This window comes from Capnocytophaga sp. oral taxon 863 str. F0517 (assembly GCF_000466425.1).
In the GTDB taxonomy this organism is placed as follows: Bacteria; Bacteroidota; Bacteroidia; order Flavobacteriales; family Flavobacteriaceae; genus Capnocytophaga.
This window is the reverse complement of the sequence record NZ_KE992162.1, coordinates 19299-46005: the sequence shown is the minus strand read 5'-3', so window position 1 is coordinate 46005 and position 26707 is coordinate 19299. Positions and strand designations below refer to the sequence as shown.

Below are 26707 nucleotides of genomic sequence, written 5' to 3'. Positions count from 1 at the left end.
TGTCGGGATGGCCTTTGGCGGCCTTGATCTCAAATAGGTCAGATTCCTGGGTACAACCATCGGAGTTGGTAGCCGTCACTTTATATTTACCTACAGGCAAGGCAGAGACCTCCCCAGTGGTTCTATCCACAGTAGCGGTTACTATGGCGCTGGTCTCTACATTTTTGAAGGTATAGGCTGTCACCTCGGTGTCGGGCTTCACATTGGTAATCTCGGCCTTACTTGGGTTATCACATTGGGCTTCGGTGCTTACCTTAGGCTTTTCGGGCTTAGCTTTGAAGCCTTCAATCTCGAACTCACCGGACTGTTTCTCACAACCCTCTTGGATAGCCGTTACCCTATATTTACCTACAGGTAGGTTAGATATCTCCCCAGTGGTTCTATCCACGGTAGCGGATACCGTTCTATTGGTTTCTGTATTGACAAAGGTATAGCTGGCCACTTGGGTGGTAGGCTTCACATTAGTAATCTTAGCCTTACTGATTGTCGTACAAGTAGCGGCCGTATGTTCGCTTACGGTTGGCTGGTCAGGAGTTGGCTTTACCACCACCTTTATCGTATTACTGATCACTTCGCCACAAGTGCTATTGGTTACCTTTACATAATAGTAAAAGGTTGCTGAAGAGCCAGTCTCTGGTGTATAGTTTTCACTATTGGTGCCTACTTCGGTTCCCCCTGTATTGCTATCGGTGGTGTTTCTATACCACTGATAGGAAAGGGTACCTGTCACCCCATAGGTAGTGGGCGTTACGGTAAGCTTCTCAGCGGTATCCCCAGGACAATAAGGAGAAGGAGCCACAGATATATTAGCAATACCCGGTGCCGGTTGTACGGTTATCTTTACCTCCTGCGTTGCTTCACAACCATTGGTACGCTTTACTGTAAGTACATAGGTAAAGGTCTGAGTGGTAGTGAGTTTAGTACCATTGTAATGGAAGTTTGGTTCCTTTACATTTGCTGCAGATAGGTAATCAAGCTTATCATTGGCCGTCTTACCTGTCCAAGTATATTGGTCATAGGAAGCTCCAGCTGCGCTATAGGCTACTTTCTTGGTTTCGCTCTCACAAACCGTAATATTATCTACCAATCCCGTTAGCTGTGTAGGAGCAGTGATGGAAGCCACTACATCTCCACAGAGACATACATTATCCTCATTTTTAAGCACTAAGAGCAAGCGACATACCTTATCCTGATCCACCGCAAAAGTAAAACTTTGCTCATCAGAGGTAGCTCCTTGAGCTAAGGTCAGTGCGGAGGTCGTATGATCGGTGAGCTTGATATCTCCTGTATCCACTATATTATTATGATTAGCATCATAATAAAGAGCGGCCTTTGCGGTTCTATTAGTAAAAGTGGCAACATCCGTCCCCGTACCATTCTCTATCTTATACTTAATAGTGAGATTTTCCTTACCTGCTTGTGCAGTGGAGGTAGCAGAGACATCTTTAAGAGACAGTTTTGGACGTTCGTTCTTTATCACTACCTTTTCTTCTTTGGAAGTACTCACCGTCATAGGTGGACAAGCTGTTACACCACACATCACTCCTGTTTTGGTATCAGTGGCAATCACCTTAAGTTTCTTTGGATTAGTGATATCACAATCTATCAAGGCATCAGCTTTTTGTATTATATGAATACCAAACTCAAAGAACTGTCCGTTCTTCATCCCTGCAGGAATCTCCATCACCAACTCACTACCACTGGCCAATGTTTTCTCTTCCGCTTGTTTTCTTACTGGATTCGCCCAAAGTGCTCCTGGACCATAAGGTGTCCTTCCATAGTAACGTGCAAACGAAGGTGCTAACTCATAGCCTTCTGGAATGGTAAATCTTAGGCGTGCATTAGGCCCCATTTGGAAAGTTGAGTTACTACTATTTACCGTTACACGCGTTTTATAAACAACACCACCGCCACATAGGGTTCCATTACCACTTACATAGGTCAGCGGATCCAATGTAATAGTATAGTCATTGATATTCACTCCAGCAATACCCGCAATAATAGCACGGGTCTTATCCCCTTCAGCTGAGGTGCCACAAAGGTTATTACCCTCTATATCAATATCAAAGGACGAACCTGCTGAGAAATCACAATCAGGAGTTACATCAAAAGTAAGTTTGAATTTACGTTTGTTTGCATTATTAGGTTCATTAAGAGAACCGGGCAAACTTCCTTCTGGCAATATGTTACTAATATCATAAGTATGCCTATTGCCACTTTGTGTATGTAGGATTTTTCCAGCACCGGTACCTACTGTATATACAGTACCCCCCAAAGGATATTCTACTTGTACATTAGATATGGTAATCCCATTTCCTTGAGTTACTACCAATTTAGCATTATAAATATCCCCTTCTTCTGCACTATTAATAACATAGGTATAAGGAGTTGCTGTACACATAGGGATACTTCCTTTCTTATTAGGATCATTCTCTCCTGGGTTCCCTGGGTCCGCAGCAATTTCTTTTTTGCTTAGTGCTATAGCTATATTATAGGTAATAAACTTATCACTACAAGTATTGCGATAACCTGAGGTAGGATTCTCATTACAGTTCCAACCTGCATATACTTTTAGCTGTAGGGCAGCAGCACAGTTGGTAATCTTATACTTGAGCTTGAACTGGCGCTCTGTATTTTTAAGAACCTTACCATCATTCCCCTTATCACTAAGAAAGAACATTTTTTCTCCTGTAATAGTATTTTTAGCAATATAAGTATACGTATTACCTGGGGTAGTCTCTTCTAAGGAGAGTACCTCAATACCTGCTACATCAGGAACAGAGATCCAGCCGAAAGGAGCATCATAACTCTTAGCATTCTTAAGCTTGAAGGTAGCCTCCATGGTACGCTTATTAGCTTTTACAGTTAATTGTGATATAGCCTCTATGGTAATCTCTGGTTTCTTATTTGCTGCAAAAAGTATAGGACGATCATTCTGAAGATCAACAGCAACAGAAGAATCACCTGTGTCTGCATAGTGATAATAGAAATCCTCATACTCTATCTTTGAGTCTATTTTCTCTTGCTTTGTTAGGGCTTCTGCCTCTTGCTGTCCTATCGTCTTGTTAACATCTACCGTTTTAGCCTTACAAGAAGGTTGTATGAAAGCCTTTATATACTCATTATATTCATTCTCTACGGTTATCATTCCTGGAGGCAAATATCCTAGGGTACCTTTAGGAGGATTCTCATAGGTATAAGTTTTCCAAGTACCATCATCGGTCATGATAAGCTTACTCATATCTACTGTTGCAGCAGTAGCGGCTCCCATCTTATAAGTATAAGTAAACTGCATGTTTTTGATTTGGTAAGCACTAGGCATCTTAATCGTTATCTTTTTGATAAGACGAGCAGGGCGGAATTCTTGTGAAAAATAAGTTCCTCCTGGCTTGAACCTACGTGCTGCATAAATAAGATTTGAACCCAAAGTTGCTGCATCACAACCTGAAAGCTCTGTATAACGGTTCGTAGCCAACAAATGTCGTGTTTCAGCTATATAAAATACAGGCGTTAGGTTCGTCCCACAGTGTTTTTGTGCTGTATGATAACCTTCTGCATTGATATTTGTATCAGTGGTAGGGTTGTCAAGTGTATAAAAAAATGATTCTGTACCCGATTGTACATCCAAAGCTCGGTCATTACTATTAGAGTTGTTAGCATTCTTCACTTGGTAGGTAGCCACTGTGCTGAAAGTAGCTCCTGCGACAAGAGTACCTGCGGGCAATAACGAAGTCAGATTCCATCGGAAGTATTTCTTACCTGCTGCATTGGTTCCTCTCATAGGGTTATTAGTCGTGGCTATAAGGATCTGTTCAGATCCACCATTTACCTTAAGGGTTATCTTTTTAGGTTCTAACTCGGCTGTTTTTTCGACCTTTACATAATAGAAAAGGTTGGTATCGGTTTTGCTAACATGCTGTTGTCCTTCTGAGATAAACTCTATATCATCTAAGTAGAGGGCACGCATACGCTCTATAGGTGATACATTGGCACGTGTTTGTCTAATGGCCATCGTATGGTCTTTCCATCCATATGAATTGTCGGCACGCTCTACCTTAGTGCTGAGCATACGTGGCCCTTGTATGGCGCAAGGTGTAGAACAAATAGTAGGTACATTAGTAACTTGATTACAAACCAAAGGAATATCACAATAGGTTCCATCCCCATTCTTAAGCATCATATATACTGAATAGGTAATAGGAGCGGTACCTCCATTACAATTTTGCAAAAGCACATCGAAAGTAAGATAACCAGGTGTACCGAAGGGACTGTCTGAAGGTTGATTATTAGTGATAATTGTTCTCGTGCTATTTGGCTCTATATCAGGCTGGTTAACTGCTGCCTCTGTTGAAACACCAAATACGTTTGCCTTGCTATAGAGCTTCACATTCTGTAGCTTCATCCCAGCAGGAGTTGTTATTACATATTTGAACTGACGTTCAACATTTACAGCATTTCCATTTTTAAGTCTTTGCCCTGCTCCAAGGGAAGGCCAGTTCATTCCAGGGGCGATATAAGCTGCTGAAGGTACATTCTGTACCAATTGAGCAGGCAGCTTAGAAGCATCATTTACCCCATTGAAGTACACTCGTAAGGTGCTGTAGTCCAAAATATGTTGCTCGGAAGGAATAAGATCTCCACATACATTGCTGGAGAGCACTTGAGATCTGGGCTGTATACTTAAAAAATTCCTTACTCCTATTCGTGGCTGCAGGCAAGTAATACCTTCCTTTTTCTTTAAATCAAAAGCAATCTGAAAATAGTCTCCTTTTTTAAGGTCATCTCTAAAGCCATCATTATCTGCATCAGTAAGTCCAAAATCTGTAGCGCCTAATGAAGCATCAGATAAAGCAGGCAAGTTACTGAGCGATATACGACGCGTGTCTCCCGTATCTAGAGTAGCTGCAAGGGGAATAGTCGTACCATTTTTAGCTATCAAGCGAATGTCAACTGGCTCAAAGCGGCTAAATTTCTGACTCTCATCTGCATCAAAAAGGCGTATCTCTAAGTTATAAGCCGTCCCTTTAGCATCAGCTGTTACATTATCATAACGCACATAATAAGTTCCTAAAATATTTCCACAAAAACCATTTTTCCATTCAAAATAGGTAAAGGCATTACTACCATTGTATTTAATGATAGGCGTACCTGTGCTTACACTAATGTTTCTAGTATTAGAATTAGTTTCAAAAATATCATTACTATTTGCAATACCACTTCCCCAATAAGCATAATAGGTGTTTTGCCTACCTGTGGTACATTTGTCTACGGTATATTTTTCGGTAATAGTAACTACTCCGTTATTTGCCAAGTTGGCATTAGCAATTTTATAGATAGGCTTCCCTGCATTAGGAAGTCCTGTAGGTACTGTTCCTACTTGAGTAAGTGGCGTACCATTGTGAGACACACTAAGCCCTACTACATCCCTATGGTCATAGGCAATAGAGAAATATACATCTTTCACTATACCATTCCCTGTATTGCGAATATCAAAAGTTTCAGTACGTGTTCCCAACACATCAGTCTGATTGGTTGGTAGCTGTACTACCAATGTAGGACGTGGTAATACATAAGGAGCTGTATTCTTAACCGCTGGACTGGGAGCTAACCCTTGTACGGTAAGTACAGCCTCATCTTGTAAGCCTCCAGCAAGGGCAGGGTTGGTAAGCACTGCCTTAGTCGCCTTACGCTTGAACTTCACTGCTACACTGCCTGAAGCCCCTGTAAGGGTGAAGACAGGCTTATTGGCATCAGTAGAACCCGTTTTGAGGGATACAGTAGCCCCAGTAGCAGTTACTGTACCAGACATATACTCAATTCCTGATGCCAAGTTTACTTGCAACTCTCCCGAAGTTTTCCCCGTAGGCATATTAAAGGAAATAGTCAGTTCTCCTACAGAGAAATCACTATTTTCTGCAAAATGTACCGGCGACTGAGCTATTACACTATTAATAGTTACCTGCCCCCATACAGCTCCCGTAGAGAAGGTTAATAGCATGAAAATCAGCCACTTAACGTTTTTAATTGTTAGTTTTTCTACTTTTTTCTTCATTATGAGAAAATTTATTTAATAATTCGAGCGCAAAAATAATACATTTTTCGATATATTTGCAAACTTTTTCGGCAAAAAAGTTATCAAAAAGCAGCAACAAAATTTTATTATTTTTTTGGTTTTTGTTTTTGTTTTAAATATCCCCGTTTTATAGTGACAAACGACAAGTGAAAAATGAAAAGTGACCAGTGACTAATTTTCACACAAAGATTAGTCACTGGTCACTTGTTGTTAGTTGCTAAAAATTTATCTTTTTATTTTTCCAAATAGTTCAGAATGAGTTCCTAATCTCATCAAGTATATTACTTTTTCATCCTCATTCTGTATCCATATGAGCAATAAATCTGATTCTATATGACATTCCAAACATCCTGTGTATTGCCCTGTCAGTTGGTGAGGTTTCATATAAGAAGGTATTCCTTCTACTCCTTTGAACTGTAATATATCTATCAAAGATAATAGTTTTTCTATCTTTGAAGGACTGTTTGCAATCTTTTTCTTATCTTTTTTAAAGGATGAGGTTACTGCGATTTCAAATAATATCTCTTCTTCTTTTTCTTCAGTCTCCATTATCAATATCTTTAAATAGCTCCCTAGCGTCCTTGTATCTTTTCAAAAGATGTCCTTTTTCTTTCACCTCCATAAAGGCCAAGTGAGTTTCCTCGTTAGGAATAGCTTTTTCTATAGGCAACTCTCTCTTGAAAGGAGCTGTTAGCACCTTTGTCTTTACTTTGAACTTATCAAATAATGCCTGAAAGAGCGGCATATCTACGTCTTTGATAAATACTTCTAAGGCTGTTGTATTCATAGATATAATTTTTTTTTTTTAAATAGGACTCACTTTAGAGCCACAAAAATAATACCAAACTTTATTAGTGACCAATGACCAGTGACCAATGACGAATCCTCGTGTGGAAATTAGTCACTTGTCATTGGTCATTAGTCACTTGTCATTGGTCATTAGTCACTTGTCATTAGTCATTAGTCATTAGTCATTGAACTGTAGTACTCATAGAAGTATGGAATGGTCTCTATGCCTTTAAAGAAGTTGAACAGACCATAGTGTTCGTTGGGTGAGTGGATAAGGTCGGAGTCGAGGCCGAATCCCATAAGGATAGATTTGGTGCCGAGTTCCTTCTCGAAGAGGGCAACGATAGGGATACTTCCCCCTTCTGCAGCAGGAATAGGAGCCTTACCAAAGGTCTTTTCCATAGCTTTTTCGGCTGCCTTGTAGCCTTTGTTTTCTATATCCATTGCATAAGCAGGGCCTCCACTTAGGTCTTTTACCTTGACTGTCACCCCCTTAGGAGCAATCTGCTCAAAATATTGGGTGAATAGGCTTACCACTTCCTTGCTGTCTTGGTCGGGTACCAAGCGCATCGATATTTTGGCATAGGCCTTGCTAGGGATGATGGTCTTGGCACCTTCTCCGGTGTAACCGCCCCATATACCATTGACATCCAAGGCGGGACGGATAGTAGCGCTCTCCAATACTGAATAGCCTTCTTCATGCTTGGCCTCAGCTATACCTAAGTCTTTGTTGTAGTCCTCCAAAGAGAAAGGTGTTTGGGCAAACATATGGCGCTCTTCTGGTAGGAGCTCCTTCACCTTATCATAGAAATGAGGAATAGTGATACGGTTCTTCTCATCATAGAGCTTAGCAATCATCTGGCTCAGTACGGTTACAGGGTTCTGTACGGCACCTCCATATACACCGGAATGTAGGTCACGGTTAGGGCCGATAAGTTCTACCTCTACATAGCTAAGCCCACGTAGTCTTAAGGTTACTGATGGCACATCGTTAGCGATAATACTGGTATCGGAGATCAGGATGATGTCATTCTTGAGTTTCTCGCGATTGGCTTGTACGAAAGCCCCTAAGTTTTTGGAGCCAACCTCTTCTTCACCCTCGATCATAAACTTCACATTACAAGGGAGTTTGCCTTCCTTGACCATATATTCGAGTGCCTTGACATGCATGAACATCTGTCCCTTGTCATCACAAGCGCCACGGGCAAAGATGGCACCATCAGGATGGGTTTGGGTCTTTTTGATAACTGGCTCAAAAGGGTCGGTATCCCAAAGCTCCAAAGGCACGGCAGGTTGTACGTCATAGTGGCCATATACCAATACGGTAGGCAGTCCATCACCTACGTGTTTTTCTGCATATACCACCGGATTGCCAGCTGTAGGGCAGATTTCTGCCTTGTCACAACCAGCCTTTAGGAGGGATTCCTTTACCCATTTGGCAGTGTCTTCGATAGAAGATTTGTATGCCGAATCCGCACTGATGGAAGGCATACGCAATAGCTCGAACAACTCGCCAAGAAAGCGATCTTTGTTCTGCTCAATGTAAGTTTTTATATCCACGTCTTTAACAATTAATAATTATTATTACTCCCACTCTATGGTTGCAGGTGGTTTGGAACTGATATCGTACACCACTCGATTGACCCCTTTTACCTTATTGATAATCTCATTGGAGACCTTTTGAAGGAAGGTATAGGGCAGGTGTACCCAGTCAGCTGTCATCCCGTCAGTGCTTTCCACCGCTCGTAGGGCTACACACTTCTCATAGGTACGCTCATCGCCCATTACCCCAACACTATTGATTGGCAATAGGATTGCTCCTGCTTGCCATACTTTGTCGTATAGGTCATTTTCCTTGAGTGCATTGATAAAGATGGCATCTACCTGCTGAAGGGTAGCGACCTTCTCTGGGGTGATATCGCCTAAGATACGAATAGCCAAGCCTGGCCCTGGGAATGGGTGGCGCCCCAGCAGCTCAGCAGGAATCCCCAAGGAGGCTCCCACGCGGCGCACTTCGTCCTTGAAGAGGGTACGCAAAGGCTCTACTATTTTGAGCTTCATATAATCGGGCAAACCACCTACGTTGTGGTGGCTCTTGATGGTCGCCGATGGCCCCTTGACGGAGACAGACTCTATCACATCGGGGTAGATAGTCCCCTGTGCCAAGTAGGTTACATCGGTAATCTGATGGGCTTCCTTATCAAATACTTCTATAAAGACACGTCCTATAGTCTTGCGCTTGGCCTCCGGATCGGTGATGCCCGCTAAGGCCGAAAGGAACTCCGCGGAGGCATCTACCCCCTTGATATTAAGCCCCATGCCTTGGTATTGAGCTAAAACACTCTCAAACTCCCCTTGGCGCAAAAGGCCGTTATTGACAAAGATACAATGGAGCTGACTGCCAATGGCTTTGTTGAGCAGAACGGCAGCCACTGTGGAGTCCACCCCTCCGGAGAGGCCTAAGACCACCTTTTCTTTGCCTATTTGGGCTTTGAGTGCTGCCACGGTACTTTCGATAAAGTTGTCCGCTGTCCAAGACGGGGTAAGTTTGGCTATTTTAAAGAGGAAATTAGCCAAGAACTGTTTGCCATCGGTGGAGTGATATACCTCGGGGTGGAACTGTATGGCGTAGGTATCCTCCCCCTCTATGCGATAGGCTGCATTCTCCACATCGGGTGTACTGGCCAAGCGCACCCCTCCGGTAGGGAGGGTCTTGATGGTATCACTATGGCTCATCCATACCTGACTTTGGGCAGGAATATCGGTAAGGAAAGGCTCGTTCTCCTTGAGATAAACCAAGTGAGCACGGCCATATTCGCGCACATCAGAAGGAGCCACTTCGCCACCGAAGAAGTGGGCTAAGTATTGCGCCCCATAGCAAACCGCCAAGATTGGCTTCTTGCCCCTGAAGAGCGATAAGTCCGGATGTGGTGCATCACTGGCACGCACCGAAAAAGGCGAACCCGAAAGGATGACTGCCGAGAATGTTTCCACCCCTTCCGGAAGATGATTATAAGGGTGTATCTCACAATAGACACTGAGCTCCCGCACCCGGCGGGCTATCAGCTGTGTATATTGAGAACCAAAATCTAAAATAAGTACTTTATCCATTTACATGTTTTGAGTTTTGAGTTTTGAGTTTTGAGTTTTGAGTTCCAAACTAACTAAGAACTCAAAACTCAAAACTTTAAAAGTAGTATACTGCTCCCACTTGCAATACTAAGTTATTCAGATCGGTATTGAAGGGGGTACCTCCATAGTAATCCGTATAATTGTTGATACCTCCCCTACCCGATTTGGCTCGTGCCTCAAGGCTTAGGAAGGAAAAGAGAGGTACTTCCACCCCTACCAGTCCAGCTACATCAAAGGTTTTAGGAGAGGGTACCTTGCTATCTTTCTTGATTAGAAGGTCAGTGGTCAGCCCTGCATCCAAGTACAGATGTTCGAATAAGCGAAAGTGAATGATATAGCCCAAGGAGAGATAAGCGGTGGAATAGTCTCCTGCATAGGCCGACGTATAATGCTCCCGATGACGAGCTCCCTGCCCGGAATAGAGTAGCTCCAGCTTGCCGCTAAGGGTACGATCCGTACGTACCGAGAGGGTCGCCCCCGCATAGAGACTGGGCAGGTAAGTGAAATCCTCCTGCTGGTAGAAAAAACCTCGAGAGAAAGTAGCCAAGGAAAGCCCGGCCTTCGCTCCTACTCGTACATTACTCTCCTGCTCTTGCCCTTGCAGACATAGAGAAAATAGGCATAGAAAAGATAAAATGACCTTCCTCATAGCAAACGCTTATTCGTGGCAAAGATAACAATATTCTTTCAGAAATAAAAATGGTTTATAAAAAATCTTTTTAAAAAGGAGAAAAAAGTCATATAATTCGTATTTTTGCATTCCTAATCCTTTTATCATGGAAAACAGACAAACTACCAACTACCTGATCATCATTCTCATTTCCCTCTCCCATGGGCTGAATGACTTACTACAGGGGGTACTTCCCTCCATCTACCCAGCACTCAAGCAGGAGTTTGCCCTCTCTATGGCACAGATAGGGCTAATTACTTTCTGCTATCAGGTATCGGCCTCCATTTTACAACCTTTGGTAGGTGCTTATACAGACAAACATCCTCAACCCTATGCCCAAATCGTAGGAATGACCTTCAGTGCGTTAGGTATCGGACTGCTCTCCTGGGTCAATAGCTATGCCTTAGTGCTCCTTTCTGTTATTTTTGTAGGGATCGGTTCTTCCATCTTCCATCCGGAGGCCTCCCGTATTGCCTTTTTGGCTTCAGGGGGCAAGCGCTCCTTCACCCAGGCTGTTTTTCAGCTTGGCGGCAATGCTGGTACTGCCTTAGCGCCTCTATTAGTCATTCTGATTGTCTTTACCAAGAAAATAACCCATGGGCAGCTGGTCGAAGAAAGCCACTTAGAACGTCTCATTTGGTTCGTCCTCTTTCCGATGCTTGCCATCGTAGTGTTATTTTTTATAGCCTCCTGGCGTAAGAAGCTAATCCGACAAGCACAGGCACTCAAAAAACGAGAGATCCCCCTACCCGACCTAACCCATGCCCAGATACGCAACTCCTTGATTATCCTAATGTTCTTAGTCTTTTCCAAAAACTTCTATACCGCAGGCATCAGCAACTACCTACAGTTCTATACTATCAAGACCTTCGGCTTCACCCACGCTCAGGCACAGCTCTACCTCTTCTATTACTTAGGAGCAGCAGCGGCGGGCACCCTCATTGGGGGCTTCTTCGGTGACAGAGTGGGCAGGAAGTTTATCATATGGTTCTCCATCCTCGGCACGGCTCCTTTTGCCCTATGGCTCCCGTATGCCGATGCGCAAACGACCGCCGTTTTAGTAGTCCTCATTGGCTTTATCATCTCCTCGGCTTTTGCCTCTATCTTAGTCTATGCTCAAGAGCTGTTACCCAAGAAAATTGGGATGATTTCAGGAGTTTTCTACGGCTTAGCCTTCGGGATGGCGGGCTTAGGCTCGGCCATACTGGGCAAGCTCATTGATATGACTAGCATTACCTTCGTCTATAAGGTATGTTCCTTCCTCCCTTTGATGGGGCTTGCGGCTTATTTCTTGCCAAACTTGAGGAAAGTAAAAACGAAATTAAGTGAATAACGATTAATGACTAATGACAAGTGACTAACGACTAATATCTTTCTGATTATTAATCGTTAGTCACTTGTCATTTATTATTAGTCACTAATAACTAGTCACTGGTCACTAGTCATTGGTCACTAGTCATTGGTCACTAATCACTGGTCATTGGTCATTGGTCACTATCTTAGAATCCAAACAATTCTTCGAGGCTTACTTTCTTAAATTCGCCTATTTTTTGAAGTTCTTCCTTAGGAAGTCTCTTCTCGGAGGCCAAAATTACATAGGTATAAGGCTTGTGAGAGAGGTACTTATTATGGAAGGCTTGGATATCCTTGAAGGTGATCTTATCTACCTGTTCGTAGACCTTCTTTCGGATATCTTCCTTCAATCCCAACTGCTGTGCAGCTAAGTAGCTGAAGATGATATTGTCCTGAGTGATACGATCGGTCTGTATATCTTGCTTTAATTGCCCTTTTGCCAACTGGAAGTTGTCGGGTATCTCTGGCATAGTAGTCAGTAGCTCATTCATAGCCGAGATCGCTTCTTGGAACTTATCGGCTTGTGCCCCTACATAGGCAAGCATATAGTACTTATCTTCTTTTTTGGCAGGAATGCGGTACGTTCCATAAGTACTGTAAGCCAAGGCCTTACTCTCACGAATGGTCTGGAAGACCAAGGAGCTCATACTTCCTCCGAAATAGTTGTTGAATACACGGATAAGAGTGGTTTCAGCAGGGTTGTAAGTATCTGTATTTCTAACCCAACGGGTTTCGGCCTGTACCATCTCGTAATCGGTAAAGAGTACCTTGTTTTGGGTTGGGGTAAGCTGTTCAAACCTTTGTGCTGGTGGCACTTGAGCAAATTCAGTGGGCACTTTGTGTAGCTTGGCCAGCTTTTGGGTAAGCTGCTTGAGAGAAGCAGGGCCGTAATAGATAATGGTTTGTTCTACTTCGTTGAGCTTTTTGATTCTATCGACGAGCTCTTCTGCTGTAGTGGCCTCCAACTGTGCATTGGAAAGGGCATGATTGTACTTATTCTTAGGGCCGTAGAGAGCATAGCTGGTCAGCGCCTGCATGATTTGGTTTCGGTTGGCCTTCACATCTGTACGGTATTTGACAATACGAGCCTTTAGGGACTGGAGTGCCTGTTCGTCTACCTTGGCATGGAGTACCAAATCCTCATAGAGCGCCACTGCTGCTTGGAAATTCTCTTGTAAGCCCTCTATCGTCACGTAGGTATATTCCTCATTGGTTGTCACCCTGAAGCTGGAGGCGATCTTGTAGAACTCCTTAGAAATCTGCTCGGCTGACTTCTTATCAGTACCTAAGAATTGTATATATTGAGCCGCAACGGCCATCTTCAAGTCATTAAGAGAGCCCATTTTATAACGGAAATTCAAGCGGAAAAGGTCGTTATCCTTGTTCTGTACATAGAGCACCTCAGCCTTACCGAGTTTGCCCTTTTGCATATCCTTATTGTAATCCAAGAAAACAGGCGCCACAGGAGTGCTAGGCATCGCTTGGATTTGCTTAACAAACTCGGATTGCTTGCCAGCATTGGTTTCCACAGGGGTAATAGCTGGTTTTTCTATCTTCTCCACATCGGTACGTTCTCCTTTTTTCTTATAGACAGCCACATAGTTGTCCCCAAAATACTTATTAGCAAAATCAACGATATCCTTTTTGGTAATTTTCTGAATATCATTCACATAAGCTACTTGGTCTCTCCAGTCGATTTTTGAAGTAAAGGCACGCATAAGCATATTGGCGCGTCCACTATAGGTCTCGGCATCTTGTATCACATCCTTCTTGAAGTTATTGACAATAGAAGGGAGCAAGTCGTTATCAAAATTTCCTTTCTTCAGATTTTCTATCTCATTGATTATCAATTTTCTCACCTCATCCAAAGACTGACCTTGGGAAGGAGCAGCCGAGATATAGAGCATGCCATAATCCACGAGCAAATAAGGGTAAGCACTTGCACGCAAGAGCTTTTGCTTCTTGACTAGGTTCAGGTCAATCAGTCCTGCCTTGCCATTGGTAAGGATTGAGCCAATGAGGTTGGCCAAAAGGGCTTCCTTCTCCTGAGTGCTGGGCAAGCGGTAGGCAAGGGTCACACTCTCGGCATCGGGGCCTACCACTTCCTTGATAATAGGGCTGGTGATAGGGGCTTCTTTCTCAAAAGTATACTGGGGTACCTCCTTATGCTTCATATAAGAAAAAGCCTTATCAATGGTAGCAATGGCGGTATCCGGATTGAAGTCCCCAGAGAGAATTACTGCCATATTGTTAGGCACATAATAGGTATTGAAGTACTTGCGTATCTCTATCAAGGATGGATTTTTGAGGTGTTCCACGGTACCTATGGTTGTCTGTTGGCCATAGTTATGCTTTTGAAAGAGATTGGCCAAGAGAGTTTCCAGTACCAAGCTTCCATCGTTATCCAAGGAACGGTTCTTTTCCTCATATACAGCCTCCAATTCGGTATGGAAGATACGCAATACAGGATTGCGGAAGCGCTCGGCCTGTACAGCTATATATTTGTTCAAGGCATTGGAGGGCACATCATCAGTATAGACGGTTTGCTCGAAAGAGGTGAAGGCGTTGGTGCCTTGGGCTCCCATGGAGGTCATCATCTTGTCATACTCATTGGCAATCGCATATTGGCTGGCAATACCCGATACTCGGTCTATTTCCTTATAGATTTTTTTACGCTCCTCGGGGTCTTTGGTTTTGTTATACTTTTCGTAGAGGGCATCTATTTTATCGAGCTCTACTTTTTCTTTTGCCCAGTCTAAGGTGCCATACTTATCCGTCCCCTTGAAGAGCAGGTGCTCCAAGTAGTGTGCCAGCCCGGTATGAGTAGCCGGATCGGTCTTACTCCCTGCCCTTACCGCTACATAACATTGTATACGGGGTTCCTTGTTGGTGGGGCTTAGTATGACGGTAAGACCATTCTTGAGCGTATAGAAACGCGCATGAGTAGGGTCATTAGTTACATATCGATAAGCATATCCCCCACTCTCTGCTTCCTTCCACTGGTAGTTTTGTCCGAAAACACTCAGGGAAGAGGCGATTGCAGAAATACCTAAGAATAGATTTCTTTTCAACATAAATAATTTATTAAAGGTACAAAGTTAGTGATTTTTTGGCAAACTACCAAAGAAAAATAAAAGGTAATATCGCTTGAGTGAGCAAGGAAGACATTTAACTTTTCATAGGGGGTATTATTAAGGGAAAAAACGTACTTTTGCCCAATAAAATATTCAAAATTTTGTATTTATGAAAAATTTTGCACTTATTCTTCTAAGCGGACTGGCCTTAACCTCTTGCGTTTCCAACAAGAAATTCCGAGCCTTACAAGACCAACTCAAAAGTACAGAAGACTTACTCAATACTGCCACCATCAAGCTCAATAGCTGCTTGAAAGACAAAGAGTTACTACGCTCTAACAATGAGATATTACGCAAGAACAACGATGGCCTACTGACCAACTTGGGCAATATGACTATGCTCTCCCAAAAAGGAGCCGATAACCTTGAACGCTCTTTGGAGAGTATCAAAGAGAAAGACCTCACTATCAAAAACCTACGTGATGCCGTTACCCGCCGTGACTCTATCAACTTGGCTTTGGTACAGAGCCTTAAGGGCGTGTTGGGCAACTTAGATGATGAAGACATCACCGTACAGGTGGATAAGGGAGTGGTATATGTCTCTATCTCCGATAAGATGCTCTTTAGCAGTGGTAGCTATAATGTGACCCCTCGTGCCCGTGAGGTACTGGGTAAGGTGGCTAAGGTAGTGAACAACAAGCCTGATTTCGAGTTCATGGTAGAAGGACATACCGACAATGTGCCTATCAAGAATAACTGTATCCGAAACAACTGGGACTTGAGCGTACTAAGAGCCACTGCGGTGGTTAATATCCTCCAAAGCGACTTTGGTGTAGCTCCTTCTCGTATGACCGCCGCTGGGCGTGGAGAATATGTACCGGTTACCTCCAATGCCACCCCCGAGGGACGTGCTATCAACCGACGTACTCGTATCGTGGTACTGCCTAAGCTCGACCAATTCTATAATATGATCGAACAAGGAATGAAGGATCCGAAAATAAATTAGTGAAGCGTGAATTCATAACGCTCAATAATCGACACTAATTTTATAACAATCAAAAATTGCGCCTTTACAGCTGTAAAGGCGCAATTTTTCATTTTAGTTCTTCACTATTCACTCTTCACTGTTCACTTCTTCTTAGCCGCTGTTAGCTCTGCAATCTTAACAATCACATCTATAGCCTTGAACAAGCTAGGAACAGGTAGGTATTCGTACTTCCCATGGAAATTCACTCCTCCTGCGAAGATATTAGGACAAGGTAACCCTTTGAAGCTTAGCTGTGCGCCATCCGTACCACCACGAATAGCCTGTATCACTGGGGTTACCCCTACTTCCTTCATCGCTTGCTCAGCTATTTCGACAATATGGATCACCGGTTCTATCTTCTCACGCATATTGTAGTATTGGTCTTCTACTTCTAATTCAAAAACAGCATCCTTGTACAACTTCTGCAAATCCTTCACTACAGTATGTAGTAACTCCTTGCGAGCATTGAACTTTTTGCGGTCATGGTCGCGAATAATCAGGTTGATGTAGGTATCCTCCACATCTCCCTTGATGCCCAACACATGGAAAAAGCCCTCGCGGCCTTCGGTACGTTGTGGAATCTCATTCTCAGGAAGGGCTCCTATCAGTTCGTTGGCGATAAGGATGGAGTTGATCATACGCCCCTTGGCGGTACCTGGGTGTACCCCTTTTCCTTTGATATGTATCTTAGCTCCAGCAGCATTGAAGCTCTCGTACTCCAGCTCTCCTATATGGCTACCATCCATGGTATAAGCCCACTGAGCGCCGAATTTGGCTACATCGAACTTATGTGGCCCCTTGCCTATTTCCTCATCAGGGGTGAAGGCGATGCGGATCTTTCCATGTTGTATCTGGGGATGTTCCAAAAGGTATTCCATCGCCGATACGATCTCCGCCACTCCAGCCTTGTCATCGGCTCCTAAGAGGGAAAGCCCATCGGTGGTAATGATCGTCTGGCCTACATACTTTTTCAAGTCAGGAAAATAAGTAGAGGACAACACTATGTTTTCCTTCTCATTCAATACTATATCTCCCCCATCATAGTTATAGACAAATTGTGGGTTTACATTCGCTCCCGAGAAATCCGGAGAGGTATCATAGTGAGCAATGAAGCCTATGGTAGGCACCTCATGCGACACATTGGAAGGAAGGGTAGCCATAATATAGCCATACTCATCCACTTCTACTTCCGAAAGTCCTATTTCCTTAAGCTCATCTACCAAAAGGTGAATGATATCCCATTGCTTCTCTGTACTAGGAGTAGTAGTACTCTCAGGATCAGACTGTGAATCGACTTTTACATAACGGATAAAGCGATCAATAATCTTTTTCTCTTGCATATGTTAATATTAAAATGTTTATTCATTGGCGTGCTCCCTCTCCCACTGCTCTATGGGAATCATCTCTGCTGTCACGACATCTTCTATACGAATGTCTTTCTTATCCTGCTTGTTAACCAGTAGGATATGATAGGTCTCATAGCGATCTTGGCCATTGTAGCCTATGCGTACGGTATAGTACTCTTGCCCATTCATGCGAGTCAAGGAATCTTCTACCAAGAGAGAGACCCCTTGCCTCCCCTGTGTAAAATCATTGATCTGCTTATTGGCGCGCTGTGCAATAGGCAAATTTGCCACCAGGGTCAGCACCTGCTCAGAAGTGAGGGCTTCCTTAGGAGCCTGCTGGGCTGGATCCGGCATCTGCTTGAGGGCGGAGGAAGGCGCCTCCGCTTTCTCCTCTGGAGACTTAGGGGTATTCTGGCAAGCCATGAGCCACCCGCCTACCCATAGCAATAACCATAAGGAAGGCCTGAACGCAGCAAAAGCGGCTTTGAGTATTTTCATTCAGATTATGTGTTTATTCCTCGCAAAAATACGAATTTATCCTAAGAGCAACAAACAAACTCAGTGTTTTTTTTCTTACTTTTTTCATTGCTATCTTAGTTTTATTTCTTATTTTTGCAAAGCAAATGCGAATTTTCATTTTCCGCTTACATGAAGGTGAATGAACATTCCCTCTACATACTATCATTAAACGATAAAAAAATAAAAATGAAGAATTTTATTGAAGAATTGCGCTGGCGTGGCATGATCCAGGATATAATGCCTGAAACTGAACAACACCTCTTAGAAGGAACCCGAGCCGCTTATGTAGGAATAGACCCTACGGCGGACTCTCTACATATAGGACACTTAGTAGGAGTGATGATGCTCCGCCATTTCCAAAATTGTGGTCACAAGCCTTATGCCCTGGTAGGGGGGGCTACCGGTATGATAGGCGACCCCTCCGGAAAGTCTGCTGAAAGAAACCTACTTACAGAGGAGGCCTTAGCACATAATATCGCAGGTATCAAAAAACAATTGGCCAAGTTCCTTGATTTTGAAAGCACTGCTCCCAATCGTGCCGAGCTGGTTAATAACTATGACTGGATGAAGTCTTTTTCTTTCCTATCTTTCATCCGTGATATTGGGAAGCATATCACTGTGAATTATATGATGGCTAAGGATTCGGTAAAAAAACGCTTCGACCCCAATGAAAATACAGAGGGGATGTCCTTCACCGAGTTCTCTTACCAACTGCTACAGGGCTATGATTTCCTTCACCTCTACCAAGAGAAAGAGGTCACCCTACAGATGGGTGGCTCCGACCAATGGGGTAATATTACCACCGGTACGGAGCTAATCCGCCGCAAGGTAGCAGGCAAGGCCTATGCCCTCACTTGTCCGCTCATCACCAAGGCCGATGGCACCAAGTTCGGCAAGTCCGAAGGCGGTAATGTATGGCTCGACCCTGAAAAGACCTCTCCCTATAAGTTCTATCAGTACTGGATCAACACCTCCGATGCGGATGCCCAGCGCTATATCAAAATCTTTACTATGCTGGCTAAGGAAGAGATAGAAAACCTCATCGCCCAACATACCGAGGCTCCTCACCTAAGAGCCTTACAAAGTAAATTAGCCGAAGAGCTTACCTGCTTAGTCCATGGCCGTGAAGAATGGGAAAAGGCAGTGCAAGCCTCCCTAATCCTCTTTGGCAACTCTACCTCTGAAGACCTCAAAAAGCTGGATGCTAAGACCTTCCTTGAGGTGTTCGACGGGGTACCACAGGCCGAAATTTCCTTGGCCGACCTCAAGGGTGGCCTCGACCTCATTGGTGCCCTTTCTGCTAAGACAGGCTTTATCAAAAGTAACTCCGAAGCGCGCCGTGCCATAGGTGAAAACTCCATTTCAGTGAATAAGGAAAAAGTGACCGATGGCTACCTCATAGAAGAGAAAGACCTGCTCAATGACCGCTTTGTGCTGCTACAACGTGGTAAGAAAAATTATTTCTTGATTATAATAAATAAGTGATACCCAGATAAATAAAAATAATTCTGTATCATCATGAGAGAAATAGAACGAGTAGCACAACTTTTGGCCGAAATCAATTTTGTCCTCATCACTGGAGGGGCTAACACACGTCGGGTACTAAGAAATACCACCCGAATTGCGGAGGCCTTGAATTATCATTGTGATGTATTCTATTCCTATTCTGCTATCATCATCACTGTCTATCACAACACCACTCGGGAGAAGGAGACCATCGTTAAGAGTATTCCCCATCATGGTGTGAATTTCAACGCCATCTCGGATATCAGCATCCTTTCTTGGCGTGTTTTAGAAAAGAAACTCCCTATAGAGGTCATCGAGCGGGAAGTGGCTTATATTAAGCGCAAATCCCACTACAATATGTATCTCATGTGGTTCTTTGTGGCCTTAGCAGGGGGATCCTTAGCCTATATCTTTGGGGGAGATCAGCACAATAGCTATGCTGAATTGGGGATCTCTTTTCTGGCTACCCTAACGGGGCTAGCAGGGCGACGTCTACTACAGCTCAAGAAGTTCAATGTCTTCATCTGCTGGGCGTGGGCGGCTTTCGTCTCGGTGAGTGTGGTCAATCTTTTTCGACTCATGGGGGTGGAGACCTACCAAAATGCCTTAGCAGCCTGTGTGTTGTGGCTCATCCCTGGGGTTCCTCTTATCAATGGCTTTATAGATATGCTCACCGGTCATGTGGTGTCCGGTATGGCCAAGTTGGCTTATGCTATGGTATTGGTCTTTATGATTTCTATTGGTTTTTATCTCTCTCTATTTATCTTTGGTTATGAGCTTCTTTGATACTTTAGCCCTGCTGGGCGAACGTATATTTTGGTCTATGTGGGTATCGGTGGGCTTCGCCCTTCTATTCAATACCCCTCGCCGTGCCTTATGGGCTACGGCTCTTTTAGGAGCGGTAGGCTGGAGTACTAAGTTCCTACTCATCAAGCTCCTTATCCCTGACCAAGTGGTCATTGCCTCTTTTGCTGGAGCTTGCTTGGTAGGCTTCTTAGGAACGTATTTTGCCCATAGAGTACATACCCCTCCTATGGTCTTTACCATCCCTGCGGTTATCAATATGATTCCTGGAAAGTCTGGCTACGAATTCATGATGGGACTGATCAAAATCGTAACCATCACCCATGAGCATGACCAGACCTTAGCTACTATCTTCGAGACCATTAAGCTCGGACTCCAAACGGGCTTTACCACCTTAGGCCTTGCCTTCGGTGTCATTGCTCCTGTACTCCTATTGAACACCTATACCATTAAGGACAAAGACCTGAATAGGTTTATTGTCAAAAAAATCAAGTATATTCGCAAGCGTATAGACAAAAAGAAACAGCAGGCATATAACTCTTAATAAATATTTTCGAGCAAAAACCTTCTTTATTCCACTTTTTTTAGTACCTTTGTCGCATATTTACTTTTTTTAAAATCGATTTTTCATAATTATATTATATCTATGGAATTACAAGGACGTATAAAACTGATTACTCCTGTACAGACCTTTGGAAACAATGGGTTCCAAAAGAGGGAGCTTGTTATTGTTACAGAAGAACAATATCCACAACCTATCATCATCGAATTTACTCAAGGCAACTGTGACCTTCTCAATGCCTTTCAAGTAGGAGAAATCGTGAAGGTTGATTTCAATATCCGAGGAAGAGAATGGCAGTCTCCACAAGGTGAGATGAAATACTTCAATTCTCTAAACGGCTGGCGTGTTACTCCTATGGAAAAAATGGCTCCTCAAGGACAACAAGCCCAATCCACTCCCCCTCCCGTTGCTCCTATAGCGCCTGATCGTGCCTTCACCCCTCAGCCTATTACCCCCGCAGGGGATGACCTAGAGGGCGATGGACTCCCTTTCTAATATCATAACAACTGATTAATTAATATAAAAACCAATGAAAGTACTTATTATCAACGGCGGTAGCTCCTCTTTCAAGTACCAACTGATCGAAATGGATACCGAAACTGTACTGGCGAAAGGACTTGCCGAACGTATTGGCCTTGAACAAAGTAAAATCACTCACGAATATTGGGAAAAAGGTGAAAAGCATAAGATTAGCAAAGAGATGCATTTCCCCAATCATGAAGCTGCCTTCAAGGTGATTGCCGAATACCTTACCGATAAGGACTTTGGGGTAATCAAATCCACCAGTGAGGTAAAATATATCGGTCACCGTGTAGTACATGGAGGCAAATTCACCCATCCTGAGCGTGTAACTCCCGATGTAGTAGAAGAACTCCGCAAGGTGATCCCTCTAGCTCCGCTACACAACCCTGCCAGCATCGTAGGTATTGAGGCTGCTCAAAAGATATTCCCTAAGGAAACAGAACACTTTACCATCTTCGATACCGCTTTCCACCAAACGATGCCTGAGAAGGCTTTCCGCTATGCCATCCCTAACCACTACTATACAGAGGACAAAATCCGTGTGTATGGTTTCCATGGAATCAGTCACAAATATGTGGATGCCCGTACTCGCTGCCACTTTAACAATCCTAAGATGAGAAATATCACCCTTCACCTTGGTAATGGGGCAAGTATGGCTGCTGTCAATGAGGAAGGCCACTGTATAGATACCTCTATGGGATTCGGCCCTGGCGATGGACTTATCATGGGTACTCGTGCCGGAAATATTGATAGTACAGTCATCTTCTTCCTCGGTGAAAAAGGACACTCTACTCAGGAGATTTCCAAAATCGTCAATAGCGAAAGTGGTATGAAAGGCCTTATCGGTAGCCCCGATGCCCGTGACTTAGAAGCCCTTGTCAACCAAGGCGACCCTCAAGGAAAACTCTGCTTGGATATGTATGCCTACCGTATCAAAAAATTCATCGGTGCTTATATTATGGCACTTGGTGGGGTGGATTCGCTTATCTTCACTGCGGGAGTAGGTGAAAACTCTGCGATGATCCGCAAGGCAGTATGTGAAGGTTTGGAATATTTCGGCATCAAAATAGATGAAGAAAAGAACGAAAAACTCAACCACCCAAGCGACATCGTAGAAATAGAAGCCGCCGATAGCAAAGTAAAAATCGTTGTAGTGGCTACCAATGAGGAAATACAAATCGCTCGCGAAATCCTCTCTCTTGTCTAATCCTCTATTAACTTTTATACCATGAGAAAAATTCTTTTAACCTTTTCGCTTCTCTTTGGGCTTTTCTTGGTTTCTTGTTCAAGTAACAACCCTAAAGCTGTAGCTGAAAAATTCTTAAAAGCTGTCAACAAACTTGATTTTACAGAAGCTAAGAAATATTGTGACGAGGACACCCAAAAGCTCCTTTCCCTTATGGAAAGTTTCTCCAAGGATGAAGACACCAAAAAAGCTAAGGAAAAAGCCTCCGATGATGATTTTACAATTACCAAAGTAGAAGAAAACGGAGACAAAGCAAAGGTCTATTACAAAGCCAAAGATTCCGAAAAGGAAGTCTCCCTTGATCTAAAGAAAGTAGATGGCAAGTGGCTTGTCTCTGTTAACAAAGAACAAGGTGCCAAGGAACAAGGTATGGGACATGACCATGATCACGACCATGACCATGATACACACGAAGGGGAAGATATGGATGCTCCCGATGAGCTTGCTCCGGATGACGCTCCCAATGCTCTCGATAGTATCCCCGCCGCTAAATAAACTAAGAACTACTAACTAAAAAAGGTTGCCCTCATCAGGCAACCTTTTTTAGGTGTTAGTTCTAATAATTAGTCACTTGTCACTAGTCATTAGCCACTATTTAAGTCTTTGTACTTCTATATCCAAAGCATTCACATCGGATTGAGCATCGATAAGTTTAGACTTGCTTTTCAATAGTTTGGAACGTAGCTTTAATTCTTTTTCAGCATCGAGCTTACCACTTGCCACTTTCTCTTGTATCTTCAAGTTTTCCTTATCATAAGCAGCTTGTGCTTTTTCAAGTTTTATTTTTGCCTTAGCAAGCTTATCTTGTGCTTTTTGTAGTTTTTCAGCACGTTTTTGCGCTTCTTTAGCTGCTTTTTCTGCTGCTTTTTGCTGTTTTTCTTTGAGCTTTTGCTCTTTTTCAGCTTGTTTTTGCTGTGCTTTAGCTCTTTTCTCTGCTTCTTTCTGTTGTCTTTCAGCTTCTTTCTGTTGTCTTTCTTTGAGTTTTAGTTCTTTTTCAGCCAACTTATTAGCGATTTCTTGTTGCTTGGCAGCTTCTTTTTTAGCTTCTAATTCTCTCTTTTCAGCATCGGCTTGTGCTTTTACCTGTTGCAATCTTTCTTCATTAGAGGCATCCAAATCCAATGGTGCAATAGCCCTTATCTCTTGAGCGGGTTTTATAGTATCTATAACTACTGTGTCAACCTCTGATTGTGCATAGGCAAAAGAACCTATTGCTAAAAATAAAGCAAATGTTACTTTCTTCATGATATTAACTTTAAAAATTTGGGGCAAAAATACAAAGTTTAATTGTTAATAATTATCGCTCGATTGTTAATTAACGAGACTTTGATTGATTTGTCAATTTTCCTATTAGCTCATTGACTCCTTGTCAAATTATTTTGCTAATTCGCCAATTAATTCCTATTTTTGCAGTTTAAAAAACTATATAAATGGAAGCATTTCTTATTCGCGCGGGTCAGCTCCTGCTATGCTTATCTATCTTAGTGATACTCCATGAGTTAGGGCATTTTATCCCTGCGAAATTATTCAAGACAAGGGTGGAAAAATTCTTCCTTTTCTTCGATATTAAGTTCGCCTTATTCAAGAAAAAGATTGGGGAAACAGTCTATGGTATCGGTTGGTTACCTTTAGGGGGATACGTAAAAATAGCCGGTATGATTGATGAGAGTATGGACAAGGAACAGATGTCTCAGCCCGCTCAGCCTTGGGAGTTCCGCAGCAAGCCGGCTTGGCAACGCCTCATTATCATGATAGGAGGGGTTACGGTCAATCTTATATTAGGTATACTCCTCTACACCATGATTTTCTCCGTATGGGGTAAGGATGAAATCCGCCCTTCAGATGTACCCAATGGCTATGAAGTGAGTGAAACCATGAAGTCCTATGGCTTCTCAGATGGGGATATCCCTCTGAAAGTCAATGGAAAAGCACTTACCAACACTTTCGATATCAACCGCATGATCTTGGTACGCCCCATTGAGAATATTACCGTACAGAAGGCCGATGGCTCCATACAAACACTCTCCGTACCCGATACCCTCGGTATGCAGGTCTTCCACTCCGATAGGTCTCCCATCCCTTTTATCAAGCGACGTACCACTGAAATCGATCAGGTAATGGAGGGATCTGCGGCTGCCAAGGCTGGCCTTGAGAAGGGTGACCTTATTGTAATGGTCAATGGTGAGAAAATTGCCTTCTTCGATCAGCTCAAACCTCTGCTCAAGGAAGGAGAAAATACCTTACAGATACTTCGTGGCTCCCAGCTAAAAGACCTCACCATCATCCCTGAAAACGGCATCTTAGGTGTAATAGGTACCCACTTCTATGACAACAAAACAACCCATGTGGATTATTCCTTCTTTGGGGCTATCCCTCAAGGAATTAGCTACGGTTATTGGACGTTGCATGACTATGCGGTACAGTTCAAGTATATCTTCACCAAGAAGGGTGCTAACCAAGTGGGAGGCTTCGCCTCTATGGCTAAAATGTTCGATACCTCTTGGGATTGGCAACGCTTTTGGGAAAGTACAGCCTTGATTTCTATTATCTTAGCCTTTATGAATATCCTCCCTATTCCTGCACTTGACGGGGGACATATTGTCTTTCTGATTTATGAGATGGTTACAGGTAGAAAACCCAAGGAGAAGGTATTGGAATACGCACAAATGGCAGGCTTCTTTATCCTCTTAGCCTTGCTGATCTATGCCAATGGGAATGATATCTATCGCTGGATCACAGGGCACTAAAGAAGATAAACCCTACTTACCAAAAACAGACTCAAAAGAGCAACTATAAGGCTCCATAGGAGCACCTCTCGAAGCCAATTCCGCTTCACTCCTTCTATGAGCATCATCCCTGAAAGTGCTGTAGGAAAGCTAAAATAAAGCCATCCTACAGCATTTTTAGCTTCATGTAGTACGATTCCTACGAGCCCTACCAAAATCAAACTGATAAAAAAGCCTGTATAATAGCGCTTATAGGTCTTCCTAAGCCGACGAGAGGCAAGCATGCCATTCAAAAGAAGCATCCCTAAAAGAGGAAGATATTTGTATTGTAGGAATAAAGTAATATCAAAATTGGGAACATAATAAAAAGCAGAAAACAACTGATTTTGCCATCCAAAAAGCAAAGATATAGCCCAAAGAATAACAAAAAGTATCGCAAAAGCAACTATCGGGATAAGAAAATTGCGAAATTTCTTTCCTGGAACAATAAGGATTTGTATCCAAAGAAGAATCAAGGCCAACAAAGAAGGAAGAAAAAACAAAGAAGCTATGAAAATAAATACAGCTATATCAAAAAAGGCCTTTCTACCATCTGCCATATGATATAATTCCATAATCTGAAAGACTACAAAGAGCATACAGCTACTGGCAATCATAACCGTAGCATCTTTATAGAGCTCCGGAAAGCATAATCCTCCTACTATCCAAAAAAATACAACCAAAAGATTTCCCTCACTCAGCTGATTTTTCCTAACAATAAGGTTCACTATGGAGACATTTACCAAAAGTAAAAAACACATCAAAAGTGTTTCTACAAGAGGGATCACATCCATAGGAATCCCTATGATAAAATATCGGTAAAGTACCATTTGGAGGGCTCCAAGTCCATAGAGCGCAAAGAGGTGGCTGTTTTTTTGGGTATTAAGGAAGTTATAAAGCATCTAATTGGATATTACTAAGACATCGCCTTGCTTGACTACCTGATAGTTAAGCATAGGATAGGAAGAAGTTCCTGAGAGGGGGAGTCCGATGGCCAGATCGTACTTAACCCCAGTACAAGGGCATAGCATAAAGCGGTGATCGCTCTCAAGGGTCATTTGGCTACAATCAGAAAGCGCCTGGGAAGGACAAGCGCGATCCCAAGCCATATAGTGTCCGCCTATATTGGCCACCACAATTCCCCTAAGCCCTACATTATCAACTAAAACCGCATTCCCCGGATGACGAAGCTTGATATACTTTGCCAGGTGCATATTCAGCGGATAACTGAATCTGGCTTCCTGCAAAAAGGGATTCCGCTGATAGTGCTCTCGCTGACAACTACATAGTTGCATGACTATGACTAATATAAATAATGC

At 43.2% G+C, this 26707-nt stretch carries 20 protein-coding genes and 1 pseudogene; 9 read left to right on the top strand and 12 right to left on the bottom strand.

The window, feature by feature from the left end; all coding sequences use genetic code 11:
- From HMPREF1551_RS08185 to HMPREF1551_RS08160, 6 genes and pseudogenes are all read right to left on the bottom strand, one after another.
- Positions 1–6052: pseudogene (locus HMPREF1551_RS08185) on the bottom strand (gliding motility-associated C-terminal domain-containing protein); the annotation flags it as partial.
- A gap of 246 nt (positions 6053–6298) precedes the next feature.
- Positions 6299–6622 carry a type II toxin-antitoxin system YafQ family toxin gene (locus HMPREF1551_RS08180; protein WP_021628627.1) on the bottom strand — a complete coding sequence of 108 codons (324 nt, stop codon included), beginning with the start codon at positions 6620–6622 and terminating at the stop codon, positions 6299–6301.
- Complete coding sequence (locus HMPREF1551_RS08175; RefSeq protein ID WP_021628626.1) at positions 6612–6860, bottom strand: hypothetical protein; 249 nt, start codon at positions 6858–6860, stop codon at positions 6612–6614. Before HMPREF1551_RS08175 ends, HMPREF1551_RS08180 begins: the two co-directional genes overlap by 11 nt.
- A gap of 173 nt (positions 6861–7033) precedes the next feature.
- On the bottom strand, positions 7034–8422 hold the full coding sequence (locus HMPREF1551_RS08170) for a dipeptidase (protein WP_021628625.1): 1389 nt from the start codon (positions 8420–8422) through the stop codon (positions 7034–7036).
- A 24-nt stretch (positions 8423–8446) separates the two neighbouring features.
- On the bottom strand, positions 8447–9973 hold the full coding sequence (gene guaA / locus HMPREF1551_RS08165) for a glutamine-hydrolyzing GMP synthase (RefSeq protein WP_021628624.1): 1527 nt from the start codon (positions 9971–9973) through the stop codon (positions 8447–8449).
- A gap of 76 nt (positions 9974–10049) precedes the next feature.
- On the bottom strand, positions 10050–10643 hold the full coding sequence (locus tag HMPREF1551_RS08160; RefSeq protein WP_021628623.1) for an outer membrane beta-barrel protein: 594 nt from the start codon (positions 10641–10643) through the stop codon (positions 10050–10052).
- A 127-nt stretch (positions 10644–10770) separates the two neighbouring features.
- On the opposite strand from HMPREF1551_RS08160, the gene HMPREF1551_RS08155 reads away from it, so the two are divergent.
- Positions 10771–11997 (top strand): MFS transporter, encoded by a 1227-nt coding sequence (locus tag HMPREF1551_RS08155; RefSeq protein ID WP_021628621.1) that lies wholly within the window; start codon positions 10771–10773, stop codon positions 11995–11997.
- 166 nt (positions 11998–12163) lie between these two features.
- Here HMPREF1551_RS08155 and HMPREF1551_RS08150 read toward each other — a convergent pair whose 3' ends face one another.
- On the bottom strand, positions 12164–15091 hold the full coding sequence (locus tag HMPREF1551_RS08150) for a M16 family metallopeptidase (RefSeq protein WP_021628620.1): 2928 nt from the start codon (positions 15089–15091) through the stop codon (positions 12164–12166).
- 169 nt (positions 15092–15260) lie between these two features.
- Between HMPREF1551_RS08150 and HMPREF1551_RS08145 the strand changes: the two genes are divergently transcribed.
- Positions 15261–16097: a flagellar motor protein MotB gene (locus HMPREF1551_RS08145; protein WP_021628619.1), complete on the top strand. Its 837-nt coding sequence runs from the start codon at positions 15261–15263 to the stop codon at positions 16095–16097.
- Positions 16098–16219: 122 nt separating this feature from the next.
- Here HMPREF1551_RS08145 and pepT read toward each other — a convergent pair whose 3' ends face one another.
- Together pepT and HMPREF1551_RS08135 are read right to left on the bottom strand one after the other, a co-directional pair.
- Complete coding sequence (gene pepT / locus HMPREF1551_RS08140) at positions 16220–17458, bottom strand: peptidase T (protein WP_021628618.1); 1239 nt, start codon at positions 17456–17458, stop codon at positions 16220–16222.
- A gap of 18 nt (positions 17459–17476) precedes the next feature.
- Positions 17477–17962, bottom strand: a complete 486-nt coding sequence (locus tag HMPREF1551_RS08135) for a hypothetical protein (RefSeq protein WP_021628617.1) — start codon at positions 17960–17962, stop codon at positions 17477–17479.
- 207 nt (positions 17963–18169) lie between these two features.
- Here HMPREF1551_RS08135 and tyrS point away from each other — a divergent pair, with 207 nt between their 5' ends.
- From tyrS to HMPREF1551_RS08105, 6 genes are all read left to right on the top strand, one after another.
- Positions 18170–19468, top strand: a complete 1299-nt coding sequence (gene tyrS, locus HMPREF1551_RS08130) for a tyrosine--tRNA ligase (protein WP_034544537.1) — start codon at positions 18170–18172, stop codon at positions 19466–19468.
- A gap of 33 nt (positions 19469–19501) precedes the next feature.
- Entirely contained in the window at positions 19502–20275 is a 774-nt protein-coding gene (locus HMPREF1551_RS08125) for a threonine/serine exporter ThrE family protein (RefSeq protein WP_021628614.1), read from the top strand.
- Positions 20262–20837, top strand: a complete 576-nt coding sequence (locus tag HMPREF1551_RS08120) for a threonine/serine exporter family protein (RefSeq protein WP_021628613.1) — start codon at positions 20262–20264, stop codon at positions 20835–20837. Before HMPREF1551_RS08125 ends, HMPREF1551_RS08120 begins: the two co-directional genes overlap by 14 nt.
- Positions 20838–20939: 102 nt before the next feature.
- Complete coding sequence (locus HMPREF1551_RS08115) at positions 20940–21350, top strand: DUF3127 domain-containing protein (RefSeq protein ID WP_021628612.1); 411 nt, start codon at positions 20940–20942, stop codon at positions 21348–21350.
- Between the two features lie 34 nt (positions 21351–21384).
- A complete protein-coding gene (locus HMPREF1551_RS08110) occupies positions 21385–22584 on the top strand; it encodes an acetate/propionate family kinase (RefSeq protein WP_021628611.1) in 1200 nt (399 codons plus the stop codon).
- 21 nt (positions 22585–22605) lie between these two features.
- Positions 22606–23118, top strand: a complete 513-nt coding sequence (locus HMPREF1551_RS08105; protein WP_021628610.1) for a DUF4878 domain-containing protein — start codon at positions 22606–22608, stop codon at positions 23116–23118.
- 96 nt (positions 23119–23214) lie between these two features.
- Here HMPREF1551_RS08105 and HMPREF1551_RS08100 read toward each other — a convergent pair whose 3' ends face one another.
- Positions 23215–23868, bottom strand: a complete 654-nt coding sequence (locus HMPREF1551_RS08100) for a hypothetical protein (protein WP_021628609.1) — start codon at positions 23866–23868, stop codon at positions 23215–23217.
- 185 nt (positions 23869–24053) lie between these two features.
- On the opposite strand from HMPREF1551_RS08100, the gene rseP reads away from it, so the two are divergent.
- Positions 24054–25370: an RIP metalloprotease RseP gene (rseP, locus tag HMPREF1551_RS08095; RefSeq protein WP_021628608.1), complete on the top strand. Its 1317-nt coding sequence runs from the start codon at positions 24054–24056 to the stop codon at positions 25368–25370.
- On the opposite strand, the gene HMPREF1551_RS08090 is transcribed toward rseP, so the two are convergent.
- Positions 25367–26290: a DUF6427 family protein gene (locus tag HMPREF1551_RS08090; protein ID WP_021628607.1), complete on the bottom strand. Its 924-nt coding sequence runs from the start codon at positions 26288–26290 to the stop codon at positions 25367–25369. The two genes, rseP and HMPREF1551_RS08090, sit on opposite strands and share 4 nt — an antisense overlap.
- Positions 26291–26683, bottom strand: coding sequence for a hypothetical protein (locus HMPREF1551_RS08085; protein WP_231374969.1), 393 nt, complete (start codon positions 26681–26683; stop codon positions 26291–26293).
- Between the last annotated feature and the right edge of the window lie 24 nt (positions 26684–26707).